The organism is Domibacillus enclensis (genome assembly GCF_900156125.1).
Classification (GTDB): domain Bacteria; phylum Bacillota; class Bacilli; order Bacillales; family Domibacillaceae; genus Domibacillus; species Domibacillus enclensis.
Map to the genome: position 1 here is coordinate 208,362 of NZ_FTLX01000004.1, position 25,338 is coordinate 233,699.

The 25,338-nt window shown below is 47.4% G+C and carries 24 protein-coding genes, 1 pseudogene and 1 riboswitch; of the genes and pseudogenes, 14 read left to right on the forward strand and 11 right to left on the reverse strand.

Annotated features, from left to right (window positions below; genetic code table 11):
• The first annotated feature begins 62 nt into the window (after positions 1-62).
• The 9 genes from BW952_RS10320 (at position 63) to BW952_RS10360 (ending at position 9,238) form a co-directional block, all read left to right on the forward strand.
• On the forward strand, positions 63-1,055 hold the full coding sequence (locus BW952_RS10320) for a zinc-binding dehydrogenase (RefSeq protein WP_045851896.1): 993 nt from the start codon (positions 63-65) through the stop codon (positions 1,053-1,055).
• A 57-nt stretch (positions 1,056-1,112) separates the two neighbouring features.
• A riboswitch (TPP riboswitch) is annotated at positions 1,113-1,218 on the forward strand.
• 77 nt (positions 1,219-1,295) lie between these two features.
• Positions 1,296-2,591 (forward strand): acetylornithine deacetylase, encoded by a 1,296-nt coding sequence (locus BW952_RS10325; RefSeq protein WP_045851897.1) that lies wholly within the window; start codon positions 1,296-1,298, stop codon positions 2,589-2,591.
• Entirely contained in the window at positions 2,578-3,252 is a 675-nt protein-coding gene (tenA, locus tag BW952_RS10330) for a thiaminase II (RefSeq protein ID WP_045851898.1), read from the forward strand. The genes BW952_RS10325 and tenA overlap by 14 nt, the downstream gene beginning before the upstream one ends.
• On the forward strand, positions 3,245-4,009 hold the full coding sequence (locus tag BW952_RS10335) for an ABC transporter ATP-binding protein (RefSeq protein ID WP_045851899.1): 765 nt from the start codon (positions 3,245-3,247) through the stop codon (positions 4,007-4,009). The genes tenA and BW952_RS10335 overlap by 8 nt, the downstream gene beginning before the upstream one ends.
• On the forward strand, positions 4,009-4,752 hold the full coding sequence (locus BW952_RS10340; RefSeq protein WP_045851920.1) for an ABC transporter permease: 744 nt from the start codon (positions 4,009-4,011) through the stop codon (positions 4,750-4,752). The genes BW952_RS10335 and BW952_RS10340 overlap by 1 nt, the downstream gene beginning before the upstream one ends.
• The gene (locus tag BW952_RS10345; RefSeq protein WP_045851900.1) at positions 4,749-5,756 is read left to right on the forward strand and encodes an ABC transporter substrate-binding protein; all 1,008 of its coding nucleotides are present in this window, start codon (positions 4,749-4,751) and stop codon (positions 5,754-5,756) included. The genes BW952_RS10340 and BW952_RS10345 overlap by 4 nt, the downstream gene beginning before the upstream one ends.
• An 82-nt stretch (positions 5,757-5,838) precedes the next feature.
• Entirely contained in the window at positions 5,839-6,729 is an 891-nt protein-coding gene (locus BW952_RS10350) for an acyl-ACP desaturase (protein WP_045851901.1), read from the forward strand.
• Positions 6,730-6,907: 178 nt separating this feature from the next.
• Entirely contained in the window at positions 6,908-7,837 is a 930-nt protein-coding gene (locus BW952_RS10355; protein ID WP_045851902.1) for an AEC family transporter, read from the forward strand.
• Between the two features lie 69 nt (positions 7,838-7,906).
• Positions 7,907-9,238: a DUF2252 domain-containing protein gene (locus tag BW952_RS10360; protein WP_045851903.1), complete on the forward strand. Its 1,332-nt coding sequence runs from the start codon at positions 7,907-7,909 to the stop codon at positions 9,236-9,238.
• Positions 9,239-9,270: 32 nt separating this feature from the next.
• On the opposite strand, the gene BW952_RS10365 is transcribed toward BW952_RS10360, so the two are convergent.
• The 4 genes from BW952_RS10365 to argJ all read right to left on the reverse strand — a co-directional run bounded on the left by BW952_RS10365 (position 9,271) and on the right by argJ (position 11,800).
• Positions 9,271-9,585 carry a DMT family transporter gene (locus BW952_RS10365; RefSeq protein ID WP_045851904.1) on the reverse strand — a complete coding sequence of 105 codons (315 nt, stop codon included), beginning with the start codon at positions 9,583-9,585 and terminating at the stop codon, positions 9,271-9,273.
• On the reverse strand, positions 9,582-9,917 hold the full coding sequence (locus tag BW952_RS10370; protein WP_045851905.1) for a DMT family transporter: 336 nt from the start codon (positions 9,915-9,917) through the stop codon (positions 9,582-9,584). Before BW952_RS10370 ends, BW952_RS10365 begins: the two co-directional genes overlap by 4 nt.
• Positions 9,914-10,450 (reverse strand): TetR/AcrR family transcriptional regulator, encoded by a 537-nt coding sequence (locus BW952_RS10375; RefSeq protein WP_045851906.1) that lies wholly within the window; start codon positions 10,448-10,450, stop codon positions 9,914-9,916. The genes BW952_RS10370 and BW952_RS10375 overlap by 4 nt, the downstream gene beginning before the upstream one ends.
• Positions 10,451-10,651: 201 nt before the next feature.
• Positions 10,652-11,800, reverse strand: a complete 1,149-nt coding sequence (gene argJ / locus BW952_RS10380) for a bifunctional glutamate N-acetyltransferase/amino-acid acetyltransferase ArgJ (RefSeq protein WP_094031965.1) — start codon at positions 11,798-11,800, stop codon at positions 10,652-10,654.
• A 169-nt stretch (positions 11,801-11,969) separates the two neighbouring features.
• On the opposite strand from argJ, the gene BW952_RS10385 reads away from it, so the two are divergent.
• Both BW952_RS10385 and BW952_RS10390 read left to right on the forward strand, forming a co-directional pair.
• Positions 11,970-12,428 carry an N-acetyltransferase gene (locus BW952_RS10385; RefSeq protein ID WP_045851908.1) on the forward strand — a complete coding sequence of 153 codons (459 nt, stop codon included), beginning with the start codon at positions 11,970-11,972 and terminating at the stop codon, positions 12,426-12,428.
• 124 nt (positions 12,429-12,552) lie between these two features.
• Positions 12,553-14,022: pseudogene (locus BW952_RS10390) on the forward strand (alpha-amylase); the annotation flags it as partial.
• A gap of 310 nt (positions 14,023-14,332) precedes the next feature.
• On the opposite strand, the gene BW952_RS10395 reads toward BW952_RS10390, so the two are convergent.
• From BW952_RS10395 to BW952_RS10405, 3 genes are all read right to left on the reverse strand, one after another.
• Positions 14,333-15,979 (reverse strand): glutamine--tRNA ligase/YqeY domain fusion protein, encoded by a 1,647-nt coding sequence (locus BW952_RS10395; protein ID WP_045851909.1) that lies wholly within the window; start codon positions 15,977-15,979, stop codon positions 14,333-14,335.
• Between the two features lie 78 nt (positions 15,980-16,057).
• Positions 16,058-17,521, reverse strand: coding sequence for a sodium/proline symporter PutP (gene putP, locus BW952_RS10400; protein ID WP_045851910.1), 1,464 nt, complete (start codon positions 17,519-17,521; stop codon positions 16,058-16,060).
• Positions 17,522-17,635: 114 nt separating this feature from the next.
• Positions 17,636-17,965: a DUF948 domain-containing protein gene (locus BW952_RS10405; protein ID WP_045851911.1), complete on the reverse strand. Its 330-nt coding sequence runs from the start codon at positions 17,963-17,965 to the stop codon at positions 17,636-17,638.
• Positions 17,966-18,083: 118 nt separating this feature from the next.
• Between BW952_RS10405 and BW952_RS10410 the strand changes: the two genes are divergently transcribed.
• Both BW952_RS10410 and BW952_RS10415 read left to right on the forward strand, forming a co-directional pair.
• Positions 18,084-19,319, forward strand: coding sequence for a DUF2254 domain-containing protein (locus BW952_RS10410; protein ID WP_169714097.1), 1,236 nt, complete (start codon positions 18,084-18,086; stop codon positions 19,317-19,319).
• A complete protein-coding gene (locus BW952_RS10415) occupies positions 19,273-19,893 on the forward strand; it encodes a DNA-3-methyladenine glycosylase (RefSeq protein ID WP_045851912.1) in 621 nt (206 codons plus the stop codon). The genes BW952_RS10410 and BW952_RS10415 overlap by 47 nt, the downstream gene beginning before the upstream one ends.
• A gap of 188 nt (positions 19,894-20,081) precedes the next feature.
• Here the strand turns inward: BW952_RS10415 and BW952_RS10420 are convergent, their stop codons facing one another.
• On the reverse strand, positions 20,082-20,282 hold the full coding sequence (locus BW952_RS10420; RefSeq protein ID WP_045851913.1) for a hypothetical protein: 201 nt from the start codon (positions 20,280-20,282) through the stop codon (positions 20,082-20,084).
• 104 nt (positions 20,283-20,386) lie between these two features.
• Here BW952_RS10420 and BW952_RS10425 point away from each other — a divergent pair, with 104 nt between their 5' ends.
• Entirely contained in the window at positions 20,387-21,529 is a 1,143-nt protein-coding gene (locus tag BW952_RS10425; RefSeq protein ID WP_045851914.1) for a DEAD/DEAH box helicase, read from the forward strand.
• A 34-nt stretch (positions 21,530-21,563) separates the two neighbouring features.
• Here BW952_RS10425 and BW952_RS10430 read toward each other — a convergent pair whose 3' ends face one another.
• The 3 genes from BW952_RS10430 to BW952_RS10440 form a co-directional block, all read right to left on the reverse strand.
• Positions 21,564-22,226, reverse strand: coding sequence for a Dph6-related ATP pyrophosphatase (locus tag BW952_RS10430; RefSeq protein WP_045851915.1), 663 nt, complete (start codon positions 22,224-22,226; stop codon positions 21,564-21,566).
• 3 nt (positions 22,227-22,229) lie between these two features.
• Positions 22,230-23,585 (reverse strand): VWA domain-containing protein, encoded by a 1,356-nt coding sequence (locus BW952_RS10435; protein WP_052698509.1) that lies wholly within the window; start codon positions 23,583-23,585, stop codon positions 22,230-22,232.
• 101 nt (positions 23,586-23,686) lie between these two features.
• Positions 23,687-25,243 carry an ABC-F family ATP-binding cassette domain-containing protein gene (locus BW952_RS10440; RefSeq protein ID WP_045851924.1) on the reverse strand — a complete coding sequence of 519 codons (1,557 nt, stop codon included), beginning with the start codon at positions 25,241-25,243 and terminating at the stop codon, positions 23,687-23,689.
• Positions 25,244-25,338: the final 95 nt, after the last annotated feature.

Sequence of the window (25,338 nt, forward strand, 5' to 3'; positions counted from 1 at the left end):
ACAAACACCGCTAATATGTATGGTAGAATCATATCATATTCACTACAAAAGGGGGAATTTGGATGAAGGCGATCGTGCATGAAGGTACAGCCGGTCTTGAAGGGGTTTCATATCGGGAAATAGAAGAGCCGCTTCCAGGTAAGGGAGAGGTGCGCATCCGCTTAAAAGCAGCCGGGCTGAATCACCGTGACTTGTTTGTGCTGAAGCGTCACAAGGAGAATGAGCCGCCGCTGATCATTGGCTCGGATGGGGCGGGAATAGTGGAATCGGTCGGCGAGGGGGTCACTGCGGTCAAAGCAGGCGATGAAGTGATCATTAATCCGGGTCTGGGCTGGCCGGATCAAAGCGATGCACCGCCGGAGGGGTTTGAAATTGTCGGGCTGCCGTTCCATGGCACGTTTGCAAAATCAATTACGGTTCCGGCAGAAAACGCGCTGCCGAAGCCAAAGCACTTATCTTGGGAAGAAGCAGGCGTCCTGTCCCTTGCCGCATTGACTGCGTACCGGGCGTTATTCACAAGAGGAAAGGTGAAGCCGGGTATGAAGGTGCTCATCCCTGGAATCGGCAGCGGTGTAGCAACGTTTTTGCTTCAATTTGCAAAAGCAGCCGGCGCTGCCGTGTATGTCACGTCCCGCTCTAAAGAAAAGCGCCAAAAGGCTTTAGAGCTTGGTGCAAACAAAGCGATTGATTCGTCCGCCGATTGGAATGAAGCGTTAAACGGCGAGAAGATGGATCTTGTCATTGAATCAGTTGGCGCTGCCACTTTTAACCAGTCACTCGGGCAGCTGAGAACAGGCGGAACGATCGTCACGTTCGGTGCATCTGCCGGGGATGACGTCACGATCAACTTGCGCACGTTTTTTTACGGTCAGTTTAATATGCTCGGCTCCACGATGGGCAGTGGGGAAGAGCTAAAGGACATGCTTCATTTCATTGAAGAGCACCAGATTCATCCAGTCATGGACCGGACCTATTCACTGTCCGAGTATCAGGAAGCTTTTACGCGGCTGGAAAGAGCTGAACAAATCGGGAAAATCGCTTTTTCTATTGAATGATATGCTTTCGTGTGATAAAGTGAAACTCATTACTAGCAGAAAAATCAATTAAATAGGAATCACCGCTGGGGGCGCCCGTAATAGGGCTGAGAGAGGCGAGCTGCCTTAACCCTTATAACTTGAACCGGTTCGGACCGGCGTAAGGAAGAGGTGTTTTGACGCTTGGCTTCATTCTGTCACTACAGCCGTTTCTTCCTTTCGAAGAAACGGCTTTTTTGCTGTATAGAAAGGGATGTTTAGATGCAGACAATCGAACACATACATAATGAAATCGATAAACGAAAGGAAGAGCTGTTTGATCTGCTAAAGACCCTTATTTCCTTTCAAACACCGGCGCCGCCTGCCCGGAACACGGAAGAAGCTCAGCAGTTTGTGGCCGGTTTTTTACGGGACAAAGGGTTTGCGATTGATCAATGGGATGTGTATCCGGGAGACCCGAATGTTGTTGGGACATTAAAAGGGACGGACCCAGCTGCCTTCAACAGCTTGATTGTGAATGGACACATGGATGTTGCGGAAGTAAGCGAGGATGAACAATGGGAAACGAATCCATTCAGTCCCTTTGTGAAGGACAATGCTATCATTGGGCGCGGAGCAGCGGATATGAAGGGGGGGCTTGCCGGAGCTTTGTTTGCGATTCAGCTTATTCATGAAGCAGGAATGAAACTGCCCGGCACGCTTATGCTTCAATCGGTCATTGGCGAAGAGGTTGGAGAAGCCGGCACCCTTCAATGCTGCAAGAAAGGCTATAAAGCAGATTTTGCCCTCGTTGTAGACACGAGTGATCTGCATATTCAAGGACAGGGCGGCGTGATAACCGGCTGGATTACGCTGAAAAGTGATCAAACGTTTCATGATGCGACGCGGCGGCGGATGATTCATGCGGGCGGCAAGCTGATGGGTGCAAGCGCAATCGAAAAAATGACCAAAATCATTGCAGGTCTGCAGGAGCTTGAACGCCACTGGGCGGTGATGAAAAGCTATCCGGGGTTTCCGGCAGGCACTACAACGATTAACCCGGCTGTAATTGAAGGCGGACGTCACGCCGCCTTCATCGCCGATGAGTGCCGCCTGTGGATTACCGTTCATTTTTATCCGGATGAAACGTATGAAAGTGTGGCGGAGGAAGTGGAGCAGTATATCCGGAATATCGCAAAAGGCGATTTGTGGATGCAGGAAAATCCGCCGCAGTTTGAATGGGGCGGCACGTCGATGATCGAAGACCGGGGCGAGATTTTTCCATCGTTTGAAGTGGATCCACAGCATCCGGCGGTTCGGGAATTAAAACAGGCGCACAGCTCTGTTCTGGGGAATCTGCCTATTATGGACGTGTCGCCATCCGTGACAGACGGCGGCTGGCTGGCGGATGCAGGGATTCCGACCGCACTTTACGGTCCCGGAAAACTGGAGCATGCCCATGCAGTGAATGAGCAGCTCGACCTCGATGAATTGATCAACTACACAAAAGTGCTTGCGTCGTTTATATACAACTGGACGCATACAAGAAAAGGAGAAACTTCTTATGAAATTCAGTGAACAGCTGCGGGAGAAATGCCTGCCGATCTGGCGGCAAAACCATCAGCATCCGTTTGTGACAGGAATGGGAAATGGCACGCTTCAAGCGGACAAGTTCCGGTTTTACATGGTGCAGGATTATCTGTATTTAATTCAATATGCAAAGGTGTTTGCGCTCGGTGCCGTGAAGGCAGACGACCTCGCCACGATGGGTAAATTCGCGGCGCTTTTAGATGGGACGCTCAACGAAGAAATGGCGCTGCACCGGCAATACGCCGCTCGTTTTGGCATTACGGGAGAAGAGCTTGAGGCAGCCCAGGCGTCTCCGGTCACACTTGCTTATACGCATTACATGCTGCATGCGGCTCAAAATGGCACGCTTGCAGATGTCGTAGCAGCGGTTCTGCCATGTGCGTGGAGCTACTGGGAAATCGGCAAGGAGCTGAACCAAATTCCAGGTGCGGCGGAGCATGAGCTGTACGGGGAATGGATTAAGATGTATTCCTCTGATGAGTTCGGCCAGCTTGCCCAGTGGTGCATCGATTTAATGGATGAGCAGGCGGAAGGAAAATCAGAAAGAGAGCGTGCACGTCTGGAAGAGATTTTCCTCAATACAACCCGGTTTGAATATCTGTTCTGGGATATGGCCTACAACGGGGAAATGTGGCCGGGCGATGCGTGAAGCTGTGCTTGAGTTCCGGGATGTATCGTTTTCCTACAGTGGAAAAAAGCCAATTTTGGATCAGTTTCATCTCACGGTGCATGATCGTGAATTTGTCACCATTATTGGGGCAAGCGGGTCAGGGAAAAGCACGCTTTTTCGCTTGATCACCGGGCTTGAGCAGGAAGAAGCCGGAACGATCCGCTTAAACGGAGAAGCCGTTCAAAGCCGGCACGGACGCACGGGCTATATGCCGCAGCAGGATCTGTTAATGCCGTGGCGGACCGTCCTTCAAAATGCCGCCGTGCCGCTTGAGCTGGCGGGGATGAAGAAAAAAGAAGCTGTGGAGAAAATGACCCCGCTTTTAACGGAATTTGGGCTGAGCGGAACCGAGCATAAATATCCGTCTGAACTGTCCGGCGGCATGCGGCAGCGGGTTTCTTTTTTACGGTCCATTTTAACCGGATCGAATATTTTGCTGCTGGATGAGCCCTTTAGTGCACTGGATGCCATCACCCGGCTGTCGATGCAGGAATGGCTGCTCGATCAGTGGGAAAAGCGGGAGAAAACCATTTTGTTCATTACGCATGATGTGAATGAAGCACTGTTTTTGTCCGACCGGATTTTTGTGTTTCAGGACACGCCGGTACAGTCGCTTCAAGAGGTTGTTGTGCCGCTTGAACGGCCGAGGACATTGCGGGCTATGAACGATCCGGCTGTCCTGGAGATGAAGGATCGGCTCATAGACCAGCTTCGGGGCAGGGGGACCGTGCGATGATGAAAAAATACGGACCGGCTGCCCTCATTGTTCTTTTTCTGTTTGGTCTATGGGAATTGGTTTCTCGAATCATTAACCTGCCGTTTATCTTTCCGCCGCCGTCCGGTGTAGCCGTTCGGTTTTGGGAGCTGAAAGAGACGCTTGTTCTGGACCATTTGCCGTCAACGCTGGCTATTATCCTCCTCGGACTGGCGATTTCCATTGTGCTGGGCGTCAGTCTGGCTGTCTGGATGGTCATGAGTGAAACGGCAGAGCGCGCGTTTTATCCGCTCGTTATTTCTTCTCAAATGATCCCGACTATTGCGCTTGCGCCAATTTTTATTATGTTTTTCGGCTATGGCATTTGGAGCAAGGTTGTCGTCACGGTGCTGATTACGTTTTTTCCCATTACGGTCAACACGTTTGATGGACTGAAGTCAAGCAGCCGGGAGCTTCGGGAGTTAATGCTGACGATGGGCGGGACGAAAAAAGACATCTTTTTCAAAGTGCAGGTGCCATCGGCCAAACCGCATTTCTTTTCCGGCTTAAAGGTGGCGGTCACACTCAGCGTTATTGGTGCGGCCATTGGCGAATGGCTCGGCGCCCAGTCGGGACTTGGGTACTTCAGCCGCCGGATGATGACGCAGTTTGATGGAGCGGCTGTGTTTGCGCCGATAGTTCTTCTATCCGTCGTCGGCATTGCTTTATTTTTAATCGTGAAAATAATGGAATCAAAATCAATGAAATGGAGGAAGTTAAAATGAAAAAATGGACAGCAGGTATTCTCGCGGCGATGCTGCTTGCAGGGTGCGGATCAAGTACAAACGAAGAAGGAGCGGGGGAAGCAGGCGGCAGTGAGGAGATGCAGGATGTCAGCTTGATGCTCGACTGGTACCCGAATGCCGTTCACAGCTTTTTGTATGTGGCAGAGGAAAAGGGGTATTTTAAAGAAGAAGGCATCAATCTGGATATTCAATTCCCGGCCAATGCAACCGATCCAATCGGCATGGCGGCATCGGATCAGGTTACAATGGCCATCACGTATCAGCCTGACGTTATCGTTGCGCGCACTGAGCAAAATGTCGGAGTGAAATCGGTCGGCACCATTGTAAGAGAGCCTTTAAACCGTGTTGTGTCTCTAGCTGAAAGCAATATCAAGTCACCAAAGGATTTAGAAGGCAAAACCGTTGGCTACACCGGCATTCCATTGAATGAATCGATTGTCAAAACAATGGTCGAGGAAGATGGAGGTGACCCATCAAAGGTCGAATTGGTGGATGTCGGGTTTGAGCTGAATTCAACGCTGATCAGTAAGAGGGCCGATGCAGTCGTCGGCGCTTATATTAATCACGAGGTGCCGCTGCTTGAATTTGAAGGCTATCAAACCGCAAACTTTGATTTAACGGAATACGGTGTTCCGTCGTTTTATGAGCTCATTGCTGTTACGAGTGACAAAACATGGGAAGAAAACCCGGAGCTGATCCAGGCTTTCTGGCGCGCGGCTGAAAAAGGCTTTGCGGATATGAAGGCTAATCCAGATGAAGCGCTGGACATTTTAATGGCCAATCAGGAAACAGAAAACTTCCCGCTTGAAGAAGAGGTAGAAAAAGAAAGCATGGCGATTTTGCTGCCGCTTATGGAAGGGGAGCAGGGCTTCGGCTATCAGGAGGAAGAGCCATGGCAGGAAACAGCGGACTGGATGAAGGAAACAGGCTTAATTCAAAACGATCCGGTTATTGACGATTTGTATGTCAATATGCCCGAATAAGTGAAAACTGCCCGAAAATTCGGGCAGTTTTTCTCGTTTTCGTGTACAATAAGGATGAGCTACTAATAGGAGGGAATAAGCCTTGCTTACTAACGATCTTGATTTTCGACTAGAGCCGAGACTAACAGAATTATACGATGAACATAAAAAACGTTCTGCTAAAATAGACTGGGGTTATCATGAGTTTTTGCCGTGGGATAAAGCAATGGATTTTCGCCGGGTGCCGTGGGACCCTTCACAGGTAACACTGCCGCCGAACATCGTTGTAGCGATTGAAACCGCTCTTTTAACAGAGGTGAACCTGCCCTGGTTTACATCCCATTTAGCCCAGACCTTCAGAGGGTCACTGACGATTATTCAAGATTTTGTGCATACATGGACAGCAGAGGAAGACCAACATTCGAACTTGCTGGAAACGTATTTGCTTATTACGCGCAGCGTCGAGCCGATGAGGCTGCATGAGCTTCATAAAATGACAGTCGAAAACGGGTGGGAGCCTGATTTCCATACACCGTTTGAAACGATGGTGTACACATCTTTGCAGGAGCTTGCGACGATGGTGTTTTACAACAACGTGGCAAAGGAAGCGAACAAGCATGATCCGGACCTCGGAAGGCTGCTTCGCCGCCTTGCGAAGGATGAAACGCTTCATTATGCGTTTTACCGTGATGTCATCAAGTTTCACCTGCAGCTGGAGCCGAATTACTGCTATTACCTTGGCCATGTTATTAAAAATTTCCAAATGCCTGGAGCCGTTATGCCGGACTTCGACGACCGCATGGCGATCATTGCAAAGGAAGCCAATTATGGCCCGCTTGAATACTTTGACCAGGTGCTTGATGTTATTATTAAATACTGGGACATTGAAAACCTGCGTCCGATTGCGCCTGAGGCTGAAAAAGCCCGCCTTGATATTTTGAAATATCATGCCCGGATGAAGCGGGTAAAAGAGCGGTTCATGCGCTCGCAATAACCAGCACGCTGTGAACGTAATGAATAAAAAGAATAATATGATAACAATCTGTTTGTCCGGGGAAAATCATGATACAGTAATGCCATCCCCTGATGTGAACAGTTGTGTGTCACATCCCCAGGGAAAACGAAGCGCCGCGCTTCGTTTTCTTTTTTTTTGATTTGGAGGCGGTTACATAATGGCTGTTTTTATGAATGTTATGATTCAAATTATTGTCCCTATGTTTCTGCTTATTGCAGCAGGTGCATATTTACACCGGAAATATACGCTTCATATGCCGACGCTGTCACAGCTGACGGTCAACTTTCTGCTGCCAATGGTGTGCTTTGTGAATATTTACGAAACGAATTTATCAGGCTCCACGGCGGGCATCGTTATGGTGTATTTGCTGCTGTTTAACGGGCTGCTGATCGGTGCAGGCATCATTATTTCAAAAGCGGCCGGCTTTGACCGCAGGTTGTCGTCGAGCTTTCAAAACAGTGCAGTTCTGAGCAATTCTGGCAATTATGGTCTTCCTGTAAGCGGCCTTGTGTTTGCGGCAAATCCTCTCGGGCTTTCCGTACAAATTATCATTTCCATCTTTCAAAACCTGCTCACGTATACGTGGGGCTTTTATAATTCGGTTTCCGCTTCAGAGAATGGAGCGAATGTGTGGAAAAAAGTGCTCCGGCTGCCAGTGCTGCATGCGCTAATCCTGGCGGCTGGATTAAAAGCCGCTGGCATCGGAATACCGCAGGCCATCTGGTCGCCTATTGAGAATGCCTCGAACGCCTTTTTAGCCGTCGCGTTGATAACGCTTGGCGCCCAGTGTGCGTATATGAAAATAACGTCTATTTCAAAGCCGCTCCTTTTGGCCGTGCTGACAAGGCTGATCGTTTCGCCGGTGATCGGTCTGCTCGTTATTTTTTTGCTTGATGTGGATGGGACGCTTGCACAGGCAATGTTTATCGCCAGCTCTTTTCCAACCTCCCGAAATAGTGCCCTGCTGGCGCTTGAATACGACAACTATCCTGAATTTGCTTCTCAGGCAGTGATCGTCACAACCGTTCTCAGCAGCGTGACCGTCGCCATCGTCATTTATTTAGCCAAAATCTGGTTTCCTCTTTAAGCGCGGTTTTTAACGAACCGTGCTCTTTTTCGTTGTGGTAAAATGAAAGGGACGAGGGAGGGGTTTTGGATGATTGAAAACTGGATGGCGGAAGTGCAGAAGACGCGGCGTGCGCTCCGCTCAACTATATTAGAGACCGTCTTGAATGAATTTGACTCACGCATTACGGGCCTGAATCATGAGAAACGCAGACAAAAATACCGGCAAATGGCGGAAAGCCCATTCCGTTTTTTCCGGGGGAGCACCTATTTATTTTATTATGATGTGTCAAAGATTCCATTTTCCTTTCATACACCGGAGGATAAGCCGACGTGGCTTCAAGGCGACATGCACGTCGAAAATTTCGGTGCCTTTCAAAACAGCGAAGGAGAAATCGTCTACGATGCGAACGATTTTGATGAAGGCTACATGGGATCGTATGTATATGATTTGCTTCGAATGACGGTTAGCATCGCTCTTTATTGTGAGCAGTATGGGCTTGAGGATCAGGAGGAGCGCATGCGTGCCTTTCTTCAGGCGTATTACAAGCAGCTGAAAAAATTTGTGAAAGGCAAAGAGGACCCGGTTACGCTTTTTTATACAGAAGAGAACACGAAAGGCCCGGTTCGAAAAGTGCTGAAAAAGCTCGAAAAAAGAGATTCCGCAAGGCTGCTTGAAAAGTGGACGGTGAAAGAGGACGGTTCACGGATGTTCGAGCTTACAGAAGAATTTACTTCTGTGTCACAAAAGGAACAGGAAAAAATTGAAGCGGCCTGGCAGGACTACATCGACAGCTTGGATGAAGCAGACCGGAAAAAGAGTGAATTTTATGAAATAAAGCATATCATTCGAAAGCATGGCTCGGGGACAGCCTCGATCGGCCTTGACCGCTATTATATTTTAATAGAAGGAAAGAATGATTGCGAAGAAGAGCTGGACGATATCATTTTAGAAATGAAGGAAGTCCGTGCTCCGGTTCCGGCTTATTTCATGCCCTATAATGAAGAGTTCTGGCTGAAGTACAGCCATCAGGGCGAGCGTGTGATCACTACTCAAAAAGCGATGCATCACCATGATGATCCCTTTTTAGGCTTTGTGACGATGGAAGGCCGTCATTTTTATGTAAGGGAACGGTCGCCGTTTAAAAAGCGGGTGAAGCCCGAGGAAATCGAAAATGAAAAAGAGTTTGATAAAGTGCTGGATGTGTTTGGCGGCATTGCAGCGAAGATTCATGCAAGAGCCGATATTGACATTGAGCATTCTTTGTTGGATTACCACAGCGAAGAAGAGATTTACAAGGCCATTGGTGATCAGTATGATGCATTTGAGGCACAGCTTATATTTATGTCCTGCGCCTACAAGGAGCGGGTGAAGCAGGATTACGTTCTGTTCTGCGGCTGGCTGAATACGAAATTCACGTAAAAAAGAACTGCCGCGGCAGTTCTTTTTCATCGTTATGAGACGATTTTTAAGCCGATAACTGAAACAACAATCATGGATATGAAGAGAAGACGCTTTGCATCACGGGGCTCATTATAAACAATCATGCCGAGAAGGGCGCTTCCGACGGTGCCGATGCCGGTCCAGACGCCGTACGCGGTTCCCATCGGAATGGATTCCATGGCAATCGACAAGAAAAGAAAGCTCAGGCCAAACCCGCCAATGAGCACGATCCAGGAAAGGACGTTTTTTTTTCGGCTCACCATATTCATTCCAGCCACTCCGGCCACCTCGAGGATACCGGCTGTGATTAATAGAAACCACGTCATGATGAGACCACATCCTTTTCAACGGTGACTACCTTCAACCCGATAATGCCTGTCAGAAGAAGGCACACGAGCCATATTTTTGCCCAGCTGAACGGAACACCAAATACCGCCATTTCCAGCATGACAGTACCTGCTGTGCCAAGCCCGACAAAGGCGGCATAAACTGTTGTGGCCGGCAGCTGGCTGGAGCAATAAATGAGCAGCCCGAAGCTGACAGCGATCGCAAGAACCGTTAATACCCATTCAATAGTGGAATCTGCATGCTTTAGTCCCGCTGCCCATCCCACTTCAAAAAATCCCGCGACAAGCACGAGAAGCCATTTTATGTTCATTTCTTTTCCTGCTCCTTTAAAAAATAATGTGTAAATACACGCCACGCTGTATCCAGCCGCTTTTCGGAACGTTTTTTCGTTCCATAGCAAAGCTCGACTGCGATGCTGTCGAAAATGAGCGTATACATGACCGCAGCGTCTTCTTTTTGATCATCCGGAATGCGCTCAAAGCCGTAGATCTTCCCTTCAAGCGACTGGAGAAGGACATCATATTGTGCCATAATCTCCTTTTTCAAAAAGTCAGGCGAAAAAAAAGAGCTCGTCACTAAAAACCGGAACCGTGCATCCTGTTCATATAAATGCAGCATCGACGACAGCAGCTCATATAAATCCTCTGTGGTGGCAATCCGCTGCTGCTCCGCTTCAAATGCTTCTTCAGCCAACACCTCGAATAAATGATCCTTGCTTTTGTAATGCGCATACAAGGATGGCTTTTTAATGCCGACCCGTTCGCTGATCTGCGCAAGCGAAGTACCGGCGTAGCCGTGCTCAGCAAAAAGAGAAGCGGCTTCTTGCTTAATTTTTTCTTTCATTTTCATCGCCTTCCTACCGTTCGTTAGGAATAATAATAGCACACTGTATGCAGAGGGGCAAGAAAAAAACGTATCGCCGGTACATGAAAAAGAACGCCGATAGCAAAGACGCGATCGCCGGAATGTGGAGGTATCAGCGATCGCGCCCTGGTTATCGGCGCTAACAAATAAATATCGGCGTTAGCCGCAGGATTTAGTTGATTAGGTCGTGTATTCACCATTGATTTTCACGTAGTCATAAGATAGATCGCAGCCCCATACGGTTGCTTGTCCAGTGCCGTGACCGAGCGAAATTTTAATTAGCACTTCATTCGTTTTCAAATATTCCTCAAGCTCAGCCCGCTTGTCTTCTGTCGGCGCTCCGTTTTTAAATACATAAACATCGGCGAAGGAAACCGAAACGGCGGATGTATCAACCGCATCTTCCGCATTTCCAATTGTAGACATGATGCGCCCCCAGTTCGGATCTTCGCCGAAAATGGCGGTTTTCACAAGCGGTGAATTAATAATGGATTTGCCGATTTTTTTGGCAGCCGCATCATTGGCAGCTCCAGATACCTGCACTTCAACAAGCTTCGTCGCGCCTTCTCCGTCGCGTGCAATTTCTTTTGCGAGCTCTATACATAAATCGGTCAGCACCGCTTCAAACTCATTCAGGTCCACCTGTCCGGCGAGGCCGTTTGCCAGAATCGCCACTGTGTCGCTCGTGCTTGTATCGCCATCAACTGATACGCTGTTAAAGGAAACATCAACGGCTTTTTTCAGCATATTCTGCAAATCCGCGGGTTCAATCGCGGCATCCGTTAAAATGTAGCTGAGCATCGTCGCCATATTCGGCTCGATCATGCCGGAGCCCTTGGCCATAGCGGAGATCGTGACATCACCGATCTTTCGAGACCGGAATTTCGGGTATGTATCCGTCGTCATAATCGCCTTTGCGGACTGCTCGAGACCATGCGAAGACAGCTGCGCCTTCAATCCCGGTACGGCAGCCGTAATTTTTTCAACCGGCAGCGGGACGCCGATGACTCCAGTGGAGGAAGGCAGTACATCGCTTGCGCTTATGCCCAGTTCAGCTGCTACAGCTTCTGTCATCGTTTGAGCATCCTTTAAGCCTTGCTCGCCTGTAGCGACATTGGCGTTTTTGCTGTTGACGGCAATGGCCTGCAGGTATCCATCCTTTACATGGTCTTTTCCGACCACAATCGGTGCACCGCAAAACTGGTTTTTCGTAAACATTGCGGCGGCAGAGGCGCGTGTTTCGGAGAAAATAATCGTGAAATCGAGTGTATCATCTTTAATCCCTGCGTTCACAGAGCAGGACATAAATCCTTTTGGAAATTGAGTCAAAGAAAATCCTCCCAGCGTTTCGTAAGATGTTATCATTATACAATGAGATTCGGGAACAAGTGAAGGGTATTTGAATAATTATTCAAATAAAATGTATAGAATCACTTGACATACAGTGGGAAATTAGTAAGATAGAAAGATAATATAAGAACGGAAAGGGTGAGAAATCATGATCGAAGTACGTAAAGCGGTGCTGGCTGACGTGGAACAAGTATTTGAACTCGTGAATCATTATGCAAATGAAGGGCTGATGCTGCCGCGAACGAAGGACTCGCTTGTCCTGAATCTGCAATCTATTTTTGTGGCAGAAGAAGCGGGAGAAATACTGGGCATTGCCAGCCTCGCGATCCTCGGTCATGATCTCGCTGAAATCCGATCACTTGGTGTAAAAGACACGGCAATGGGACGCGGCATTGGAAAAATGCTCGTTGAACGGGTTGTAGAGGAAACGAAGCTGATCGGTATTCCAAAGCTGATTTCATTAACCTACCAGGTTGTTTTCTTTGAAAAGTGCGGATTCGAAGTGATTCAAAAAACCGAAATGCCGCAAAAGGTATGGACAGACTGCATCCACTGTCCGAAATTCCCGAGCTGTGATGAAATCGCCATGGCGATTCAAACCGCTTAACTCATCATCGGCGTCCAGTTTACTGGACAGCCGATTTATTTTTGTTCAATGGATCATTTTTTGTGAAAATGGGGTATACAGAGATTATATTGTGTTTCACAAGCAGATGACAGGAGAGATGATGATGGAACGAAATCGTACAATGATGCAATTTTTTGAATGGCATTTACCTGCGGACCAAAAGCATTGGGCACGACTTGAGGAAAGAGCAAAGGAATTAAAGGACGCGGGGATCGGAGCCGTTTGGGTACCTCCAGTAACAAAAGGACAGTCTGCGGAGGACACGGGCTACGGTGTGTACGATTTATTTGACCTGGGCGAGTTCGATCAAAAAGGAACAGTGCCGACGAAATACGGAACAAAGGAAGAACTCGAAAACGCCATCAAAGCCTGTCATGATGCGGGCATTCATGTATATGTGGATGTTGTGATGAACCATAAAGCGGGGGCGGATGAAACAGAGCGGTTCGCCGTTGTCGAAGTGGATCAAAACGACCGGAAAAAAGTGATATCGGAAGAACCATTTGAAATTGAAGGGTGGACAAAGTTTACGTTTCCCGGAAGAAAAGGAAAGTATTCTGATTTCGAGTGGCGGTTCCAGCACTTTAACGGAACGGACTTTGATGCAAAAGAAGACCGCACCGGCATTTTCCGAATCGAAGGTGAATATAAAAATTGGAATGACAACGTAGACGATGAATTTGGCAATTACGACTACTTAATGTTTGCCAATATTGACTATCGTCATCCGAAAGTACGTGAAGAAGTGATCAAATGGGGCAAATGGATGGCTGAAACGCTTGACTGTGATGGCTACCGCCTTGATGCCATCAAGCACATCGATCACAACTTCGTCGATGAGTTCTCAAAAGAAGTAGTGGAAGAACGGGGCGATGACTTCTTTTTTGTTGGCGAATTCTGGGTGTCGGAGCTTGAGCCGTGTGCGAATATGATTGAAGAAACAAACGGACGCATTCATTTGTTTGATGTGCCGCTTAAATATAATTTATTCAGTGCATCGCAGGAAGGTGCAAAATACGACCTGTCTAAAATATTTGAAGGAACAGTTGTCGCCAATTATCCGCAAAATGCCGTGACGTTTGTGGATAACCATGATACGCAGCCGGGAGAAGCGCTCGAGTCCTTCCTGGCCGATTGGTTTAAACAAAGTGCCTATGCACTGACACTGCTCCGTAAAGATGGCTATCCGTGCGTTTTTTACGGTGACTATTACGGCATTGGCGGCGATGAGCCGGTTGATCCGAAAAAAGAAGCGATTGATCCGCTCCTGTACAGCCGTCTGCACAAGGCTTACGGGGAGCAGGTGGATTATTTTGACCACCCAAACACTGTTGGTTGGATAAGAAAAGGAACAGCGGAAATTGAGCGCTCCGGCTGTGCGGTTGTCATTAATAACAGTGAAGAAGGCGGCGAAAAGCACATGTGCGTCGGCGAAGAACGGGCCGGTGAGAAGTGGGTCGACATGCTGAATTCACGCGAAGAAATCATTGAAATTGGGGAAGATGGCTGCGCAACGTTCCCGGTAAACGCAGGATCAGTCTCCGTCTGGGCACTCCCGGAACAAGACGTCAAAGAGCCAGACCCAGAAGCTGACCGCAAATCAGCCCTCATGCAGGAGCTCGTACAGGAAGTGAAGCAGGAGCTCAAGGACGAGATTAAGCAGGAATTAATGGGAGAGCTGAAGCAGGAAGTAGAAGAAACAGTTGAGCATAAAACGTCAGAAGCCGATGCAGACAAAAAGGATTTGAAAAAAGAAATCAAGCGTGAAGCCAAGCGGGAAATCAAAAAAGAACTGAAAAAAGAGCTTGGTAAAGACGATAAAGAAAATAAAAAGAAATAAAAAAAGGAAGAGCCTCTGCTACCGTAGCAGAGGCTCTCTTTTTTTATAGTCTGAACGAGCTTTTTAAAGACACGATCCGGTTAAAGACCGGCTTGCCGGGCTTTGAGTGCTTCGGATCGACGTTAAAGTAGCCGTGCCGGAAAAACTGCAGCTTTTCCTGCGCGTCAATGTTCTGTAAGTTCGGCTCGATAAAGCCATTCAGTGTTTCGAGTGATTTTTCATTCACGTAATCAAGGAATGTTTTTTCTTCGTCTTCTTCTTCACTGTCCAGAATAAGCGGCTCGTATAAACGGAATTCTGCTGGAACCGCATGAGTGGCGTCAACCCAGTGAATGGTTCCTTTTACTTTGCGCTCATTAAAGTCTGATCCGCTTTTTGTCCGCGGATCATACGTACAGTGAATTTCAACCACGTTGCCGTCTTCGTCTTTAATGAAATCCTCGCACTTGACGAAGTACGCGTGCTTTAAACGAACTTCATTTCCAGGGAAAAGCCGGAAGTATTTTTTTGGCGGCTCTTCCATAAAGTCTTCCTGCTCAATATAAATTTCACGGGAAAACGGAATTTGACGCGTGCCCATCTCCGGATTTTCCGGATTGATCTCCGCATCCAGCCATTCCATTTCTCCTTCAGGATAGTTCGTAATGACAAGCTTCAATGGACGAAGAACGCCCATTGTCCGCGGCGCCTTCAGCTTCAGGTCTTCACGGACAAAGTGATCCAGCATCGCAGAATCGACAACGCCTGATCCTTTCGAAACGCCTGTTTCTTTGACGAATTCACGAATGGCTTCCGCTGTAAAGCCCCGGCGGCGCATCCCTGAGATCGTTGGAAGGCGCGGGTCATCCCAGCCATCCACGTGCTGTTCATCGACAAGCTGCTTCAGCTTGCGCTTGCTCATTACCGTGTTAGTGATATTTAAGCGGCCGAACTCAATCTGCTGCGGCTGCATGTCCATCTCACACTCACGGACGACCCATTCGTAAAGCGGACGGTGGTCTTCAAACTCTGTTGTGCAAAGAGAATGGGTCACTCCTTCGATCGCGTCTTCTAGCGGGTGAGCAAAGTCATACATCGGGTAAATGCACCACGTATCCCCTGTATTATGATGAGTCGCGTGAGACACACGGTATAAAACCGGATCACGCAAGTTTAAGTTTGGCGACGCCATGTCGATTTTTGCGCGAAGCACCTTTGATCCGTCAGCGAATTCGCCTTTTTTCATGCGCTCGAACAAATCGAGGTTTTCTTCAGCTGAACGCGAACGGTGCGGACTTTCTTTTCCCGGCTCTGTTAGCGTTCCACGGTATTCGCGGATTTCATCTGCGGACAAATCATCGACATATGCGAGCCCTTTGTTAATTAACAAAACAGCCCGGTCATACATTTCGTCAAAATAATTCGATGCATAGTGAAGTTCATCCCACTCATATCCGAGCCAGGACACATCTTCCTTAATCGAATCGACATATTCCTGATCTTCCTTTAATGGGTTTGTATCGTCAAAGCGCAAATTCGTTTTGCCGCCAAAATCGTCCGCTAAGCCGAAGTTGATGACAATGGATTTAGCGTGTCCAATATGAAGATAACCGTTCGGTTCAGGCGGGAAGCGAGTAATAACATGATCTCGTTTGCCTGTTTCTAAGTCTTGCTTGATAATCGTGCGAATAAAATTGGATGATTGTTCCAAGGTGATACCAGCCTTTCTCTGTTAAGGTCATGTAGGTTTATTATATTTCACTGACCGCACGAAAGAAAGGGCTGGGCGCTATTCTTTCATTTTCGCGGTGAATTCGTCGAACCGTTCTTCTGTGATCCCTTCTGTTTTCGTCATAAGACTTACAACGATCACAGCAATAAGGGAGAAAGCAAATCCCGGAATGAGCTCGTACCATTCAGCAAGAGCCGGCACCTTCGACCAGACAATGACGGTTACAGCACCGACAACCATTCCGGCTAGTGCGCCCCATTTCGTCATGCGTTTCCAGTACAAGCTAAGTAAAATAGCCGGTCCGAATGCAGCGCCAAAGCCTGCCCACGCGTAGCTGACCAGTCCAAGAATTGTATCGTTTTGCTCCCAGGCAAGCGCCAGGCCGATAACGGAAATGATCAACACTGACAGGCGCCCTAAAAAGACAAGCTCTTTATCCGAGGCGTCCTTGCGGAAAAACGTTTTGTACAAGTCTTCTGTCAGCGAGCTTGATGTGACAAGCAGCTGAGAAGAAATGGTACTCATCACAGCAGCTAAAATCGCTGATAAAATAAAGCCGGTTATGATCGGGTGAAACAAAATATCACCAAGTGCAATAAAAACTGTTTCAGGATCTTCAAGCGTCATCCCGTTCATCGAGTAATACGCAATGCCGAGAAAGCCGGTAAACATCGCACCAATTGTTGAGAAAATCATCCAGCTCATGCCGATCCGGCGCGCTGTTTTCACATCTTTCCTAGACGTGATCGCCATGAAACGGACGATGATATGCGGCTGACCGAAGTAGCCGAGTCCCCATGCGAACAATGAAATGATGCCTACTAAGCTTTGTCCTTGAAAAATATTCAGCATGTTCGGATCGATTGAACGCACTTCTGACACAGCTGTATCAAGTCCGCCAATTTCCATCAATGCCACAATCGGAACTAAAATCAAGGCGATGACCATAATAATCCCTTGAACAAAATCGGTCCAGCTGACAGCTAAAAACCCGCCAAAGAGTGTGTAAGCAACAACAATGCCTGTAACGACAAACAAGCCAGTCCGGTAATCAAGGCCAAATGTTGTATTAAATAAAACACCGCCGGAAACCATACCGGAAGAAACATAAAACGTGAAGAAAACTAAAATGACGATCCCTGATACGAGACGCAGCATTTTGGACTTGTCATCAAAGCGATTTTCCAAAAAGCCGGGAATCGTAATCGAGTCGTTCGCCACCTCTGTATACGTACGCAATCTTGGCGCAACAAAAAGCCAGTTCGCCCATGCACCGAGTGTCAGCCCGAATACAATCCAGGAAGAACTGATCCCGGTTAAGTACATCGCACCCGGCAACCCCATTAGGAGCCAGCTGCTCATATCCGAAGCACCGGCAGAAAGCGCCGTAACGGCAGGACCCAACCCGCGGCCGCCAAGCATATAGTCTGTTAAGTTGGAGGTTTTTTTATACGCAAACCACCCAATGAACAGCATAGCAGCCATGTAAATGACAACTGAAACTAACAACAAATAATCCATCGAGACATCCTTTCTGTTTTAACGTAACGGTAACCATTATAACGAAACCAGAAAAAATGTAAAAAAAAGAAGGCTCTCCGACCGAGTGCCGAAAAGCCTTTCATTCCCATTGCATCAAGCTTTCGCAGTTTTTTTATTTTTTCTTGATTCCAGGGCTGTTTTTGCTAAAAATTTGGCGTTTTGCGGTATTTGTTTTGTTTCATTTACGGTGAGGGTAACAGCCTGTTTTGCATGATCCACATCCGCCATAATGTGTTCCTGATGGACCTTCAGTTCATCTGTTTCCCCTTTAATTTTATTGGTTTCTGTTTGAATACGCTCCTGTGCTGCTTTTAAGTGATCGATTTTCGGCTTCATTGATTTAACTGCTTTTACAGCCGAAACAGCAAGAAAAACGAGCGCAATGATTAGAATTGCAAGACTTGCCCAGCCAATCCATTCCATACTCATACCTCCTGAAAATAAGTGCTTTGTTTTACTGTACCCTGAATGAGCCGGAAAGTAACAGAAAATGTTTCGTAAAACAGCAAAAACGGAAAAAGAAAGGAAAGGAAGTGGAGCCATGATCAAAGAACGGATGAAATTAAACATCGCACGACACATCTGGGTTGTACCCGCCATTTACAGCATTGGCGCGCTGCTGCTGGCCATTCTCATTGTTTGGATTGATATCGCTCATTATGAAACCGTGAAGAAAGTGGTGCCGAACCGTTTGCTGACGAGCACGTCCTTGACGCAGACTATCCTCGGCTCGATCGCAGGCTCACTGCTCACCATGACCTCTATTACGTTTTCAACCTTAATGGTCGTATTAACGACTTATTCAGGTCAATTTTCACCCCGTATCCTGCAAAATTTTATTCATGATAAAGTAACACTCCGCGTTTTGGGCGTATTTATGGGCGGGTTTGTTTATTCCATGTTTTCCCTGCTGTTTATTCGGGAAGTAAATGATGACGATCCGGTTATATCTGCAGCAGTGGGTGTGTGCATTGCTCTCATCTGCTTAATCTTTTTTGCTCACTTCCTGCAGCACGTGGCGAATTCCATACAAGTGACGAAGCTGATCGACCGAATTGCTGATGAAGCCGTTGAAATGATTGAAAAAATGGGTAAGCAGGGAAGACGAACAGCTGAAAGGCCTGACCTTGAAGGAAAGGAATGGACCCAGCTCCATTTTGAGAAAAAAGGATATATTCAGCTGTACGAAGTGAAAAAGCTGCTAGAAGCGGCAGAGAAGCATCAGTGTACGATCGAGCTTTTGGAACCGATCGGATCGTTTGTCATCAAAAAAGCACCGATGGCTAAAGTGTACGGAACAAAAGCTGCTGCTGAAGCTATTCATGCCTCTGTTAAAGTCGGAGATGAACGGGCGCCTGCTCAGGACGTGGAGTTCGCCATTCAAAAACTGGCTGAAATTACGCTCCGTGCGCTGGCGCCGGGAGCAAATGATCCGAATACAGCGATTGACAGCATTCGCCACATTGGCATGGCATTAAAGGAAGCAAGCTATCTGGACGGACAATACGTTGTATACGACGAGCGGTTAATTGTTCCGCAGCGTCCTTTTGAAGAACTTCTATACGAAACATTTTATGAAATCTGCTATTCAGGAAGAGACCGTGTCTCCGTGCTGATTGCAGTGTTTGATGCATTGAAAATGATTGAACGGGATCAGACCCCGGCTATACAAAAGAAAGTCCGCAAATTTGGTGAATACGTGCGGGCTAAAGTAGAGGAGGATATTTTAAATGAAACAGACCGGCGGAGAATTACCGAACGATTCGAACAGCTATAAGCCGGTCAGCGAAGCCTTTTACAAATTGCCTACCTTGACACTGGCGCGCAATTTGCTTGGATGTCTTCTTGTGAAGGAAACGGAGGAAGGCACCGCTTCAGGTTTTATTGTGGAAACAGAAGCATACAGGGGGCCGCTCGACCGAGCAGCACATAGCTATAATAATAGAAGGACAAAGCGTACAGAAGTGATGTTTGCAGAAGCTGGACGTGTATACACGTACGTGATGCACACTCATTGCCTCGTTAACGTTGTCAGCGGAGATGTGGGTGTGCCGGAGGCTGTTTTAATCCGAGCTGTGGAGCCGCATGAAGGGATCGAGTTAATGGAAGAGCGGCGCAGCGGTGTATCCGGAAGACAATTAACGAGTGGACCGGGAAAGCTGACAAAGGCTCTCGGCATTCAAATGACGGATTACGGAAACCGCTTTGATGAGCCGCCGCTTTATATCGCACCCGGCTTTGCTCCGGAGAAAATAGAAACAGGCCCGCGGATTGGCATTCCGAATACCGGCGAAGCGAAAGAGTACCCGTGGCGCTTTTGGGTAGCGGGGAATCCTTACGTGTCAAGGTAAGCTGGCGGGGAAGATGGCGCAATCATTGAATTTACAGCGCAATTTTTATATTTATAGCGCAATTATTGAATATAAGGCGCAATTCGCTCGGAATTGCGCCCTATTCTTAATGATTGCGCCATTTTAGGAAACATCTGAAACATGAAAAACCGGACGAGCCTGCTGAAATACGCAGTCGTCCGGTTTTTTTAGTCGGGATATTTTTCTTCGCTGGAAGAAGTTTTTTTCGTTCCATGCTTATCTTTTTCCTCGCGCTGTTCGAGTTTCAAATCTTCTAAAGGAATCGCATCGACATTTTGTTCCTCTTCGAATTGATCGTATAAGCTTTCTTTGTCGGTTTCGATTTGCTCCGGATTATCCATCTTGCCTTTATCTCGCTTTTGATTCACTGTACCCCTCCTAAGAAATCGTTTTCTGTACTGTAACCTTATTTTGTCATTGTTAAACATTCGAAAAGAATGGATAATAGACAAAAACGATAAGAGGAGATTTTATGTCAACACAACCAGATTTTCTATCATTGCTCCAGCCATTTATACAGGAATCATGGGAAAAAGCGGGCTTTAAACAGGCGATGCCTGTTCAGGAGAAGGCGATTCCATTGCTTCTCGAAGGACGTGACGTTATTGCGGAGTCTCCGACCGGAACCGGGAAAACACTGGCATACGTTTTGCCGATGCTGCAAAAAATTGATCCGAAGCGCAACCAGGTTCAGGCGCTTGTTATGGCCTCTTCACGCGAGCTGATCATGCAGATTCAAGAGGAAATTCGGACGTTTGGCGGCGGTGTCATCACATCAGCCGGCATGATCGGTGGCGCCAACATCAAACGGCAGACAGACCGCTTGAAAAAGCCGCCGCATATTATTTGCGGCACACCAGGCCGGCTGCTTGAGCTTATTCAACTGAAAAAACTAAAAATGCATGAAGTGAAGCTGATTGTTCTTGATGAAGGCGATGAGCTGTTCACAACAGCTCTTTATGAGCCGGTGCAGGCCATTATTAAAGCGACCCAAAAAGACCGTCAGCTTGCTCTGTTTTCCGCTACATTGCCGGCTGCAGCGGAGCAAAAAGCAAAAGAGCTGATGAATGAGCCGGAAACCATTCAAATTAAAAAAGACAGCCTGCCGCAGGGGGGAACAGTCCGTCACCTGTATTTCACGTGTGAATGGAAGGAAAAGCAGCAGATGATCGAAAAGGTCATGCGGACGTTTGAGCCAGAGCGTATGCTTGCTTTTATTAAAGACATTACCGATGTGAATGTCATGTCTGAGAAGCTTTCGTTCAAAGGCGTCAAGAATGGTGTTTTGCACAGCGAGCTTCGTAAAGAAGAGCGGGTAAAGGCCATCCGTGATTTCCGGAGCGGAAAAGCACCGCTGTTATTCGCGACGGATGTGGCCGCGCGCGGGCTTGACGTGAAAGGACTCACACATGTTCTTCATTTTGAAGCACCGCATAACGCAAAAGAATATACTCACCGATCCGGCAGAACCGGCCGTGCCGGGGGAGACGGCACAGTGATAACATTAATCACGAGCGAATTTCAGGAAAAAGAGTTAAAGAAAATCGCCCGTCAAACCGGTGTCGAGCTTGAGAAATATGAATTTTTCAAAGGAAAAGCGATTCCAGCAAAATAACAAAAAGGAGACAGCCAAGTGCCGTCTCCTTTTTTCATCTATTATTTAGTTCCAGTCGGTATGTTGCTTCTGATTCCAGTATCTTGCCCTTTTGAAGCGGAATGGGGCTTTGAAACAGCGGTCCATCGTGAACAAATGTATGGTATTCACCGTTTTCACCCATTGGACAGCAGTCTGTTCTGGCGATGTCCGCTGCAAAAGAAGGATCGAGCTCTCTGCCAAGATAATCTAGTGAGAGCTTATCCTTTCGCACGCGGATAACGGTTGCTTTGTAGCCGGTATCGATAAATTCTTCCAGCATGTTCGCGGCAGCTGAAGGGGTGGCGCGCAACGGAAAGAAGGCTTGCAGGTCTGCGGCTGCGGCTGTCGTTTCTCCCCATTCAAAGTGAGCGTCTGTATAAATATCCCCATAGGCAATGCCGTCCAGTGAAAAAGATTCGTTCAGGAGCCGCAAGTCAGCAATAAAGTCAGCTGTATAATGATCATAACGGCACCGTATAAAGTGGACGGGAATGCCAAGCATCCGGCTTTGTGATTCAATGAGCTCCATTTTTTCATCGTGCCCGAATGTGCGGCCGGTTTCAATGGGTGCTGTTGTGATCAGGCAGACCACGTCTACGTGCTGCTTTTGCAGCTTGTGCAGTGCCATCATGCAGTCTTTGCCGCCGCTCCAGGACAGTGCGTAACGGTGAGTCATTTGTTATTCTCCTGTGTTTGATTCGTATTGGGTATCAATTTCATTTCGAACGTCGTCATAGTCGTTTTCCACTTTGTTTCGTTTTGCTTCGTAATCTTCTTCAGCTAAACCCTTGATCGTTTCATAATACTCCTCCAAATCATTGCGGACACCGTCATACACATCAGGATCAAGATCGAATTCATTATTTGCCGCTATAAGGAGATTTACAGACGTATTTTTATACTCAATCATACGGTTCACAAATTTGTTTTTTAAATTAATTAAATCTGTTACATCGCTGTTTTTCTGATTAATGGCATCACTTGTATGAGCATTGCGCCAATTAATCCAGTCGGTCATAGCGTCATTTGATTTTTCAAATTCAGCTTTGAGCTCCTGCTCGTTTTTGGCTTCGATGAATTCACCTTCTGCCGCATCAGCGACTGCTTTTAATGCGGCCTGGTCCGCATCTTCAATTGAAAAGCCGATCACATTAATGATCGCCTGAATATCAGATTCAGCAAGCTGTTTGGCTGTTTCAGCAGGGTCGCCATCACATGTTTCTTTTCCATCTGATACGACGTAAATTACGTTTGTCGCTTCTTTTCCAGCTGAAGCAGCAGTCAGCGTGTCCCCTGCTTTTACAAGCGCTGCGGAAATAGGTGTCCAGCCGCTTGCTTGAGGGGTTTCAACAGACTGATTAAAAGCAGACTCCTCGTACGTTCCTAAAGGATAGACTTCTTCAATGGCACCGCACGAGAGTCCTTTATCCGTATCTGAACCGGTGCCTTTATGCCCGTAAACAGAAAGAGATACATTTGTCTGCTCCGGCAAATTAGCGGCGAATTGGGAAATGGCTTCTTTCGCAATGGTCATTCTGCTTTTTCCGTCGATTTCCGCTTTCATGGACCCCGATGCGTCCAGTAAAATAGCGACGTTCACATGCTCTTTTACTTCACGTCCGTTTAATTTTATGTTAGAAGCGCTGTCGATTTCATCAAGGGACAGCTTTTCCTGGGGTGTGAATTCATTGATGGGCGGGAGTTCGGGATGAAAGGTGTCAAACAGCAGCTTGCTGACAGCAGCCTGACGCGATTCCTCGTCTGTCTCGGCTTCGTCTATTTCTCCGATTTGTTGAACGATAGAGTCTTTATCTTCGTCCGTCAGCTCACCGTCTTCAACTTTTTCCCACCAGTTTCCTTCTGCGGCGACCGCTTCTTCCAGTGTTGCCGGATAGACAAAGGTCATCTCCTCGGAAACACTCGCTTGTTCTTCTTTTGCTGGTGCTGCTTCATTCGTGTTTGTTTCTGCCTCCTGGGCACCGCATCCGGCTAACAGAGCGGCAGAAAATAAAAAAACCCATCCGTTTTTCTTCAATGTGTATCCTCCTGAAATGTTTTCACCAGTGTAGCGAAAACAGCGTTCAAAAAATGTCGGATATTGTCGAAAAACGGAAAATGATTAAAAAGACCTACTAATTAAAATACTTTCGTTGTCCAGGATTCCCCGTTCCAAATGCCAGTCACCACATCTTGGTAAAATTCTGGTTCGTGGGAAATGAGCAAAACGCTTCCTTTGAAATCCTTTAATGCGCGCTTTAATTCTTCCTTTGCATCAATGTCCAAATGGTTCGTCGGCTCATCCAGCACGAGAAGGTTGGATTCCTGGTTGATCAGTTTGCATAAGCGGACCTTTGCTTTTTCACCGCCGCTGAGGACGGACACCTTGCTTTCAATATGTTTGGTCGTCAAGCCGCATTTCGCCAGCGCAGCGCGAATTTCGTATTGTGTAAAGGAAGGGTATTCTGTCCACATTTCTTCAATACAGGTGTTTTTCGAGTCGGTTTTAATCTCCTGCTGGAAGTAGCCAATTAACAGGTTTTCGCCGCGTTCCACTTTACCGGAAACGGGCGGGATTTCACCTAATAAGCTTTTCAGCAAGGTCGTTTTCCCGATTCCGTTTGCGCCGGTGAGGGCGATTTTCTGTCCGCGCTCCATTTGCAGGTTTAGCGGCCGTGACAACGGCTCATCGTATCCGATCACGAGGTCGCGCGCTTCAAAAATAAGCTTGCTCGGTGTACGGCCCTCTTTAAAGCGGAATTCCGGCTTTGGCCGTTCAGACGCAAGTTCAATAATGTCCATTTTATCAAGCTTTTTCTGGCGGGACATCGCCATGTTGCTCGTTGCAGCACGTGCTTTATTGCGGGCCACGAAATCCTTTAAGCCGGCAATTTCCTGCTGCTGGCGTTTAAAAGCGGCTTCAAGCTGCTGTTTTTTCATTTCATGCACGCGAAGGAACTCATCATACGTGCTTGCGTAACGAGTTAATTGCTGGTTTTCCATATGGTAAATTAAATTCACCACATCATTTAAGAATGGAATGTCATGGGAAATAAGAACAAAGGCGTTCTCGTATTCCTGCAAATAGCGCTTCAGCCAGACAATGTGCTGCTCGTCTAAATAGTTGGTCGGCTCATCCAGGAGCAAAATATCCGGTTTTTCAAGCAGCAGCTTGGCCAGCAATACCTTTGTCCGCTGCCCGCCGCTCAAGTCGTGAACATCACGGTCAAGGCCGATTTCATCAAGGCCGAGCCCGCGAGCTGTTTCTTCGATTTTGGCATCAATAATGTAAAAGTCATTGTTCGTTAACAAATCCTGCATCGTACCGGTTTCTTCAAGCAGCTTTTCAAGCTCCTCCGGTGTCACATCGGCCATTTTGCCGAACAGCTCATTCATATTTGTTTCAATATCAAATAAATATTGAAAAGCTGTGCGGAGAACATCACGAATCGTCACGCCCTGCTTTAAAACAGCATGCTGATCTAAATAGCCGACACGGACATTCTTCGACCATTCCACTTTTCCGTCATCCGGCTGAAGCTGCCCGGTAATAATGTTCATAAACGTCGATTTTCCTTCACCATTTGCCCCGATAAGCCCAATGTGCTCACCCTTCAGCAATCGGAAAGAAACGTCGTTGAAAATCGCGCGGTCGCCGAAGCCATGGCTCAGGCGGCTGACTGATAAAATACTCATGTAAATAAAAACTCCTTGTTCGTTTTTGATCATTATATCATTTTCTTAAAAAAACGGGGCAAAACTGTTAAACAGATGATACTCATTGTAGAATA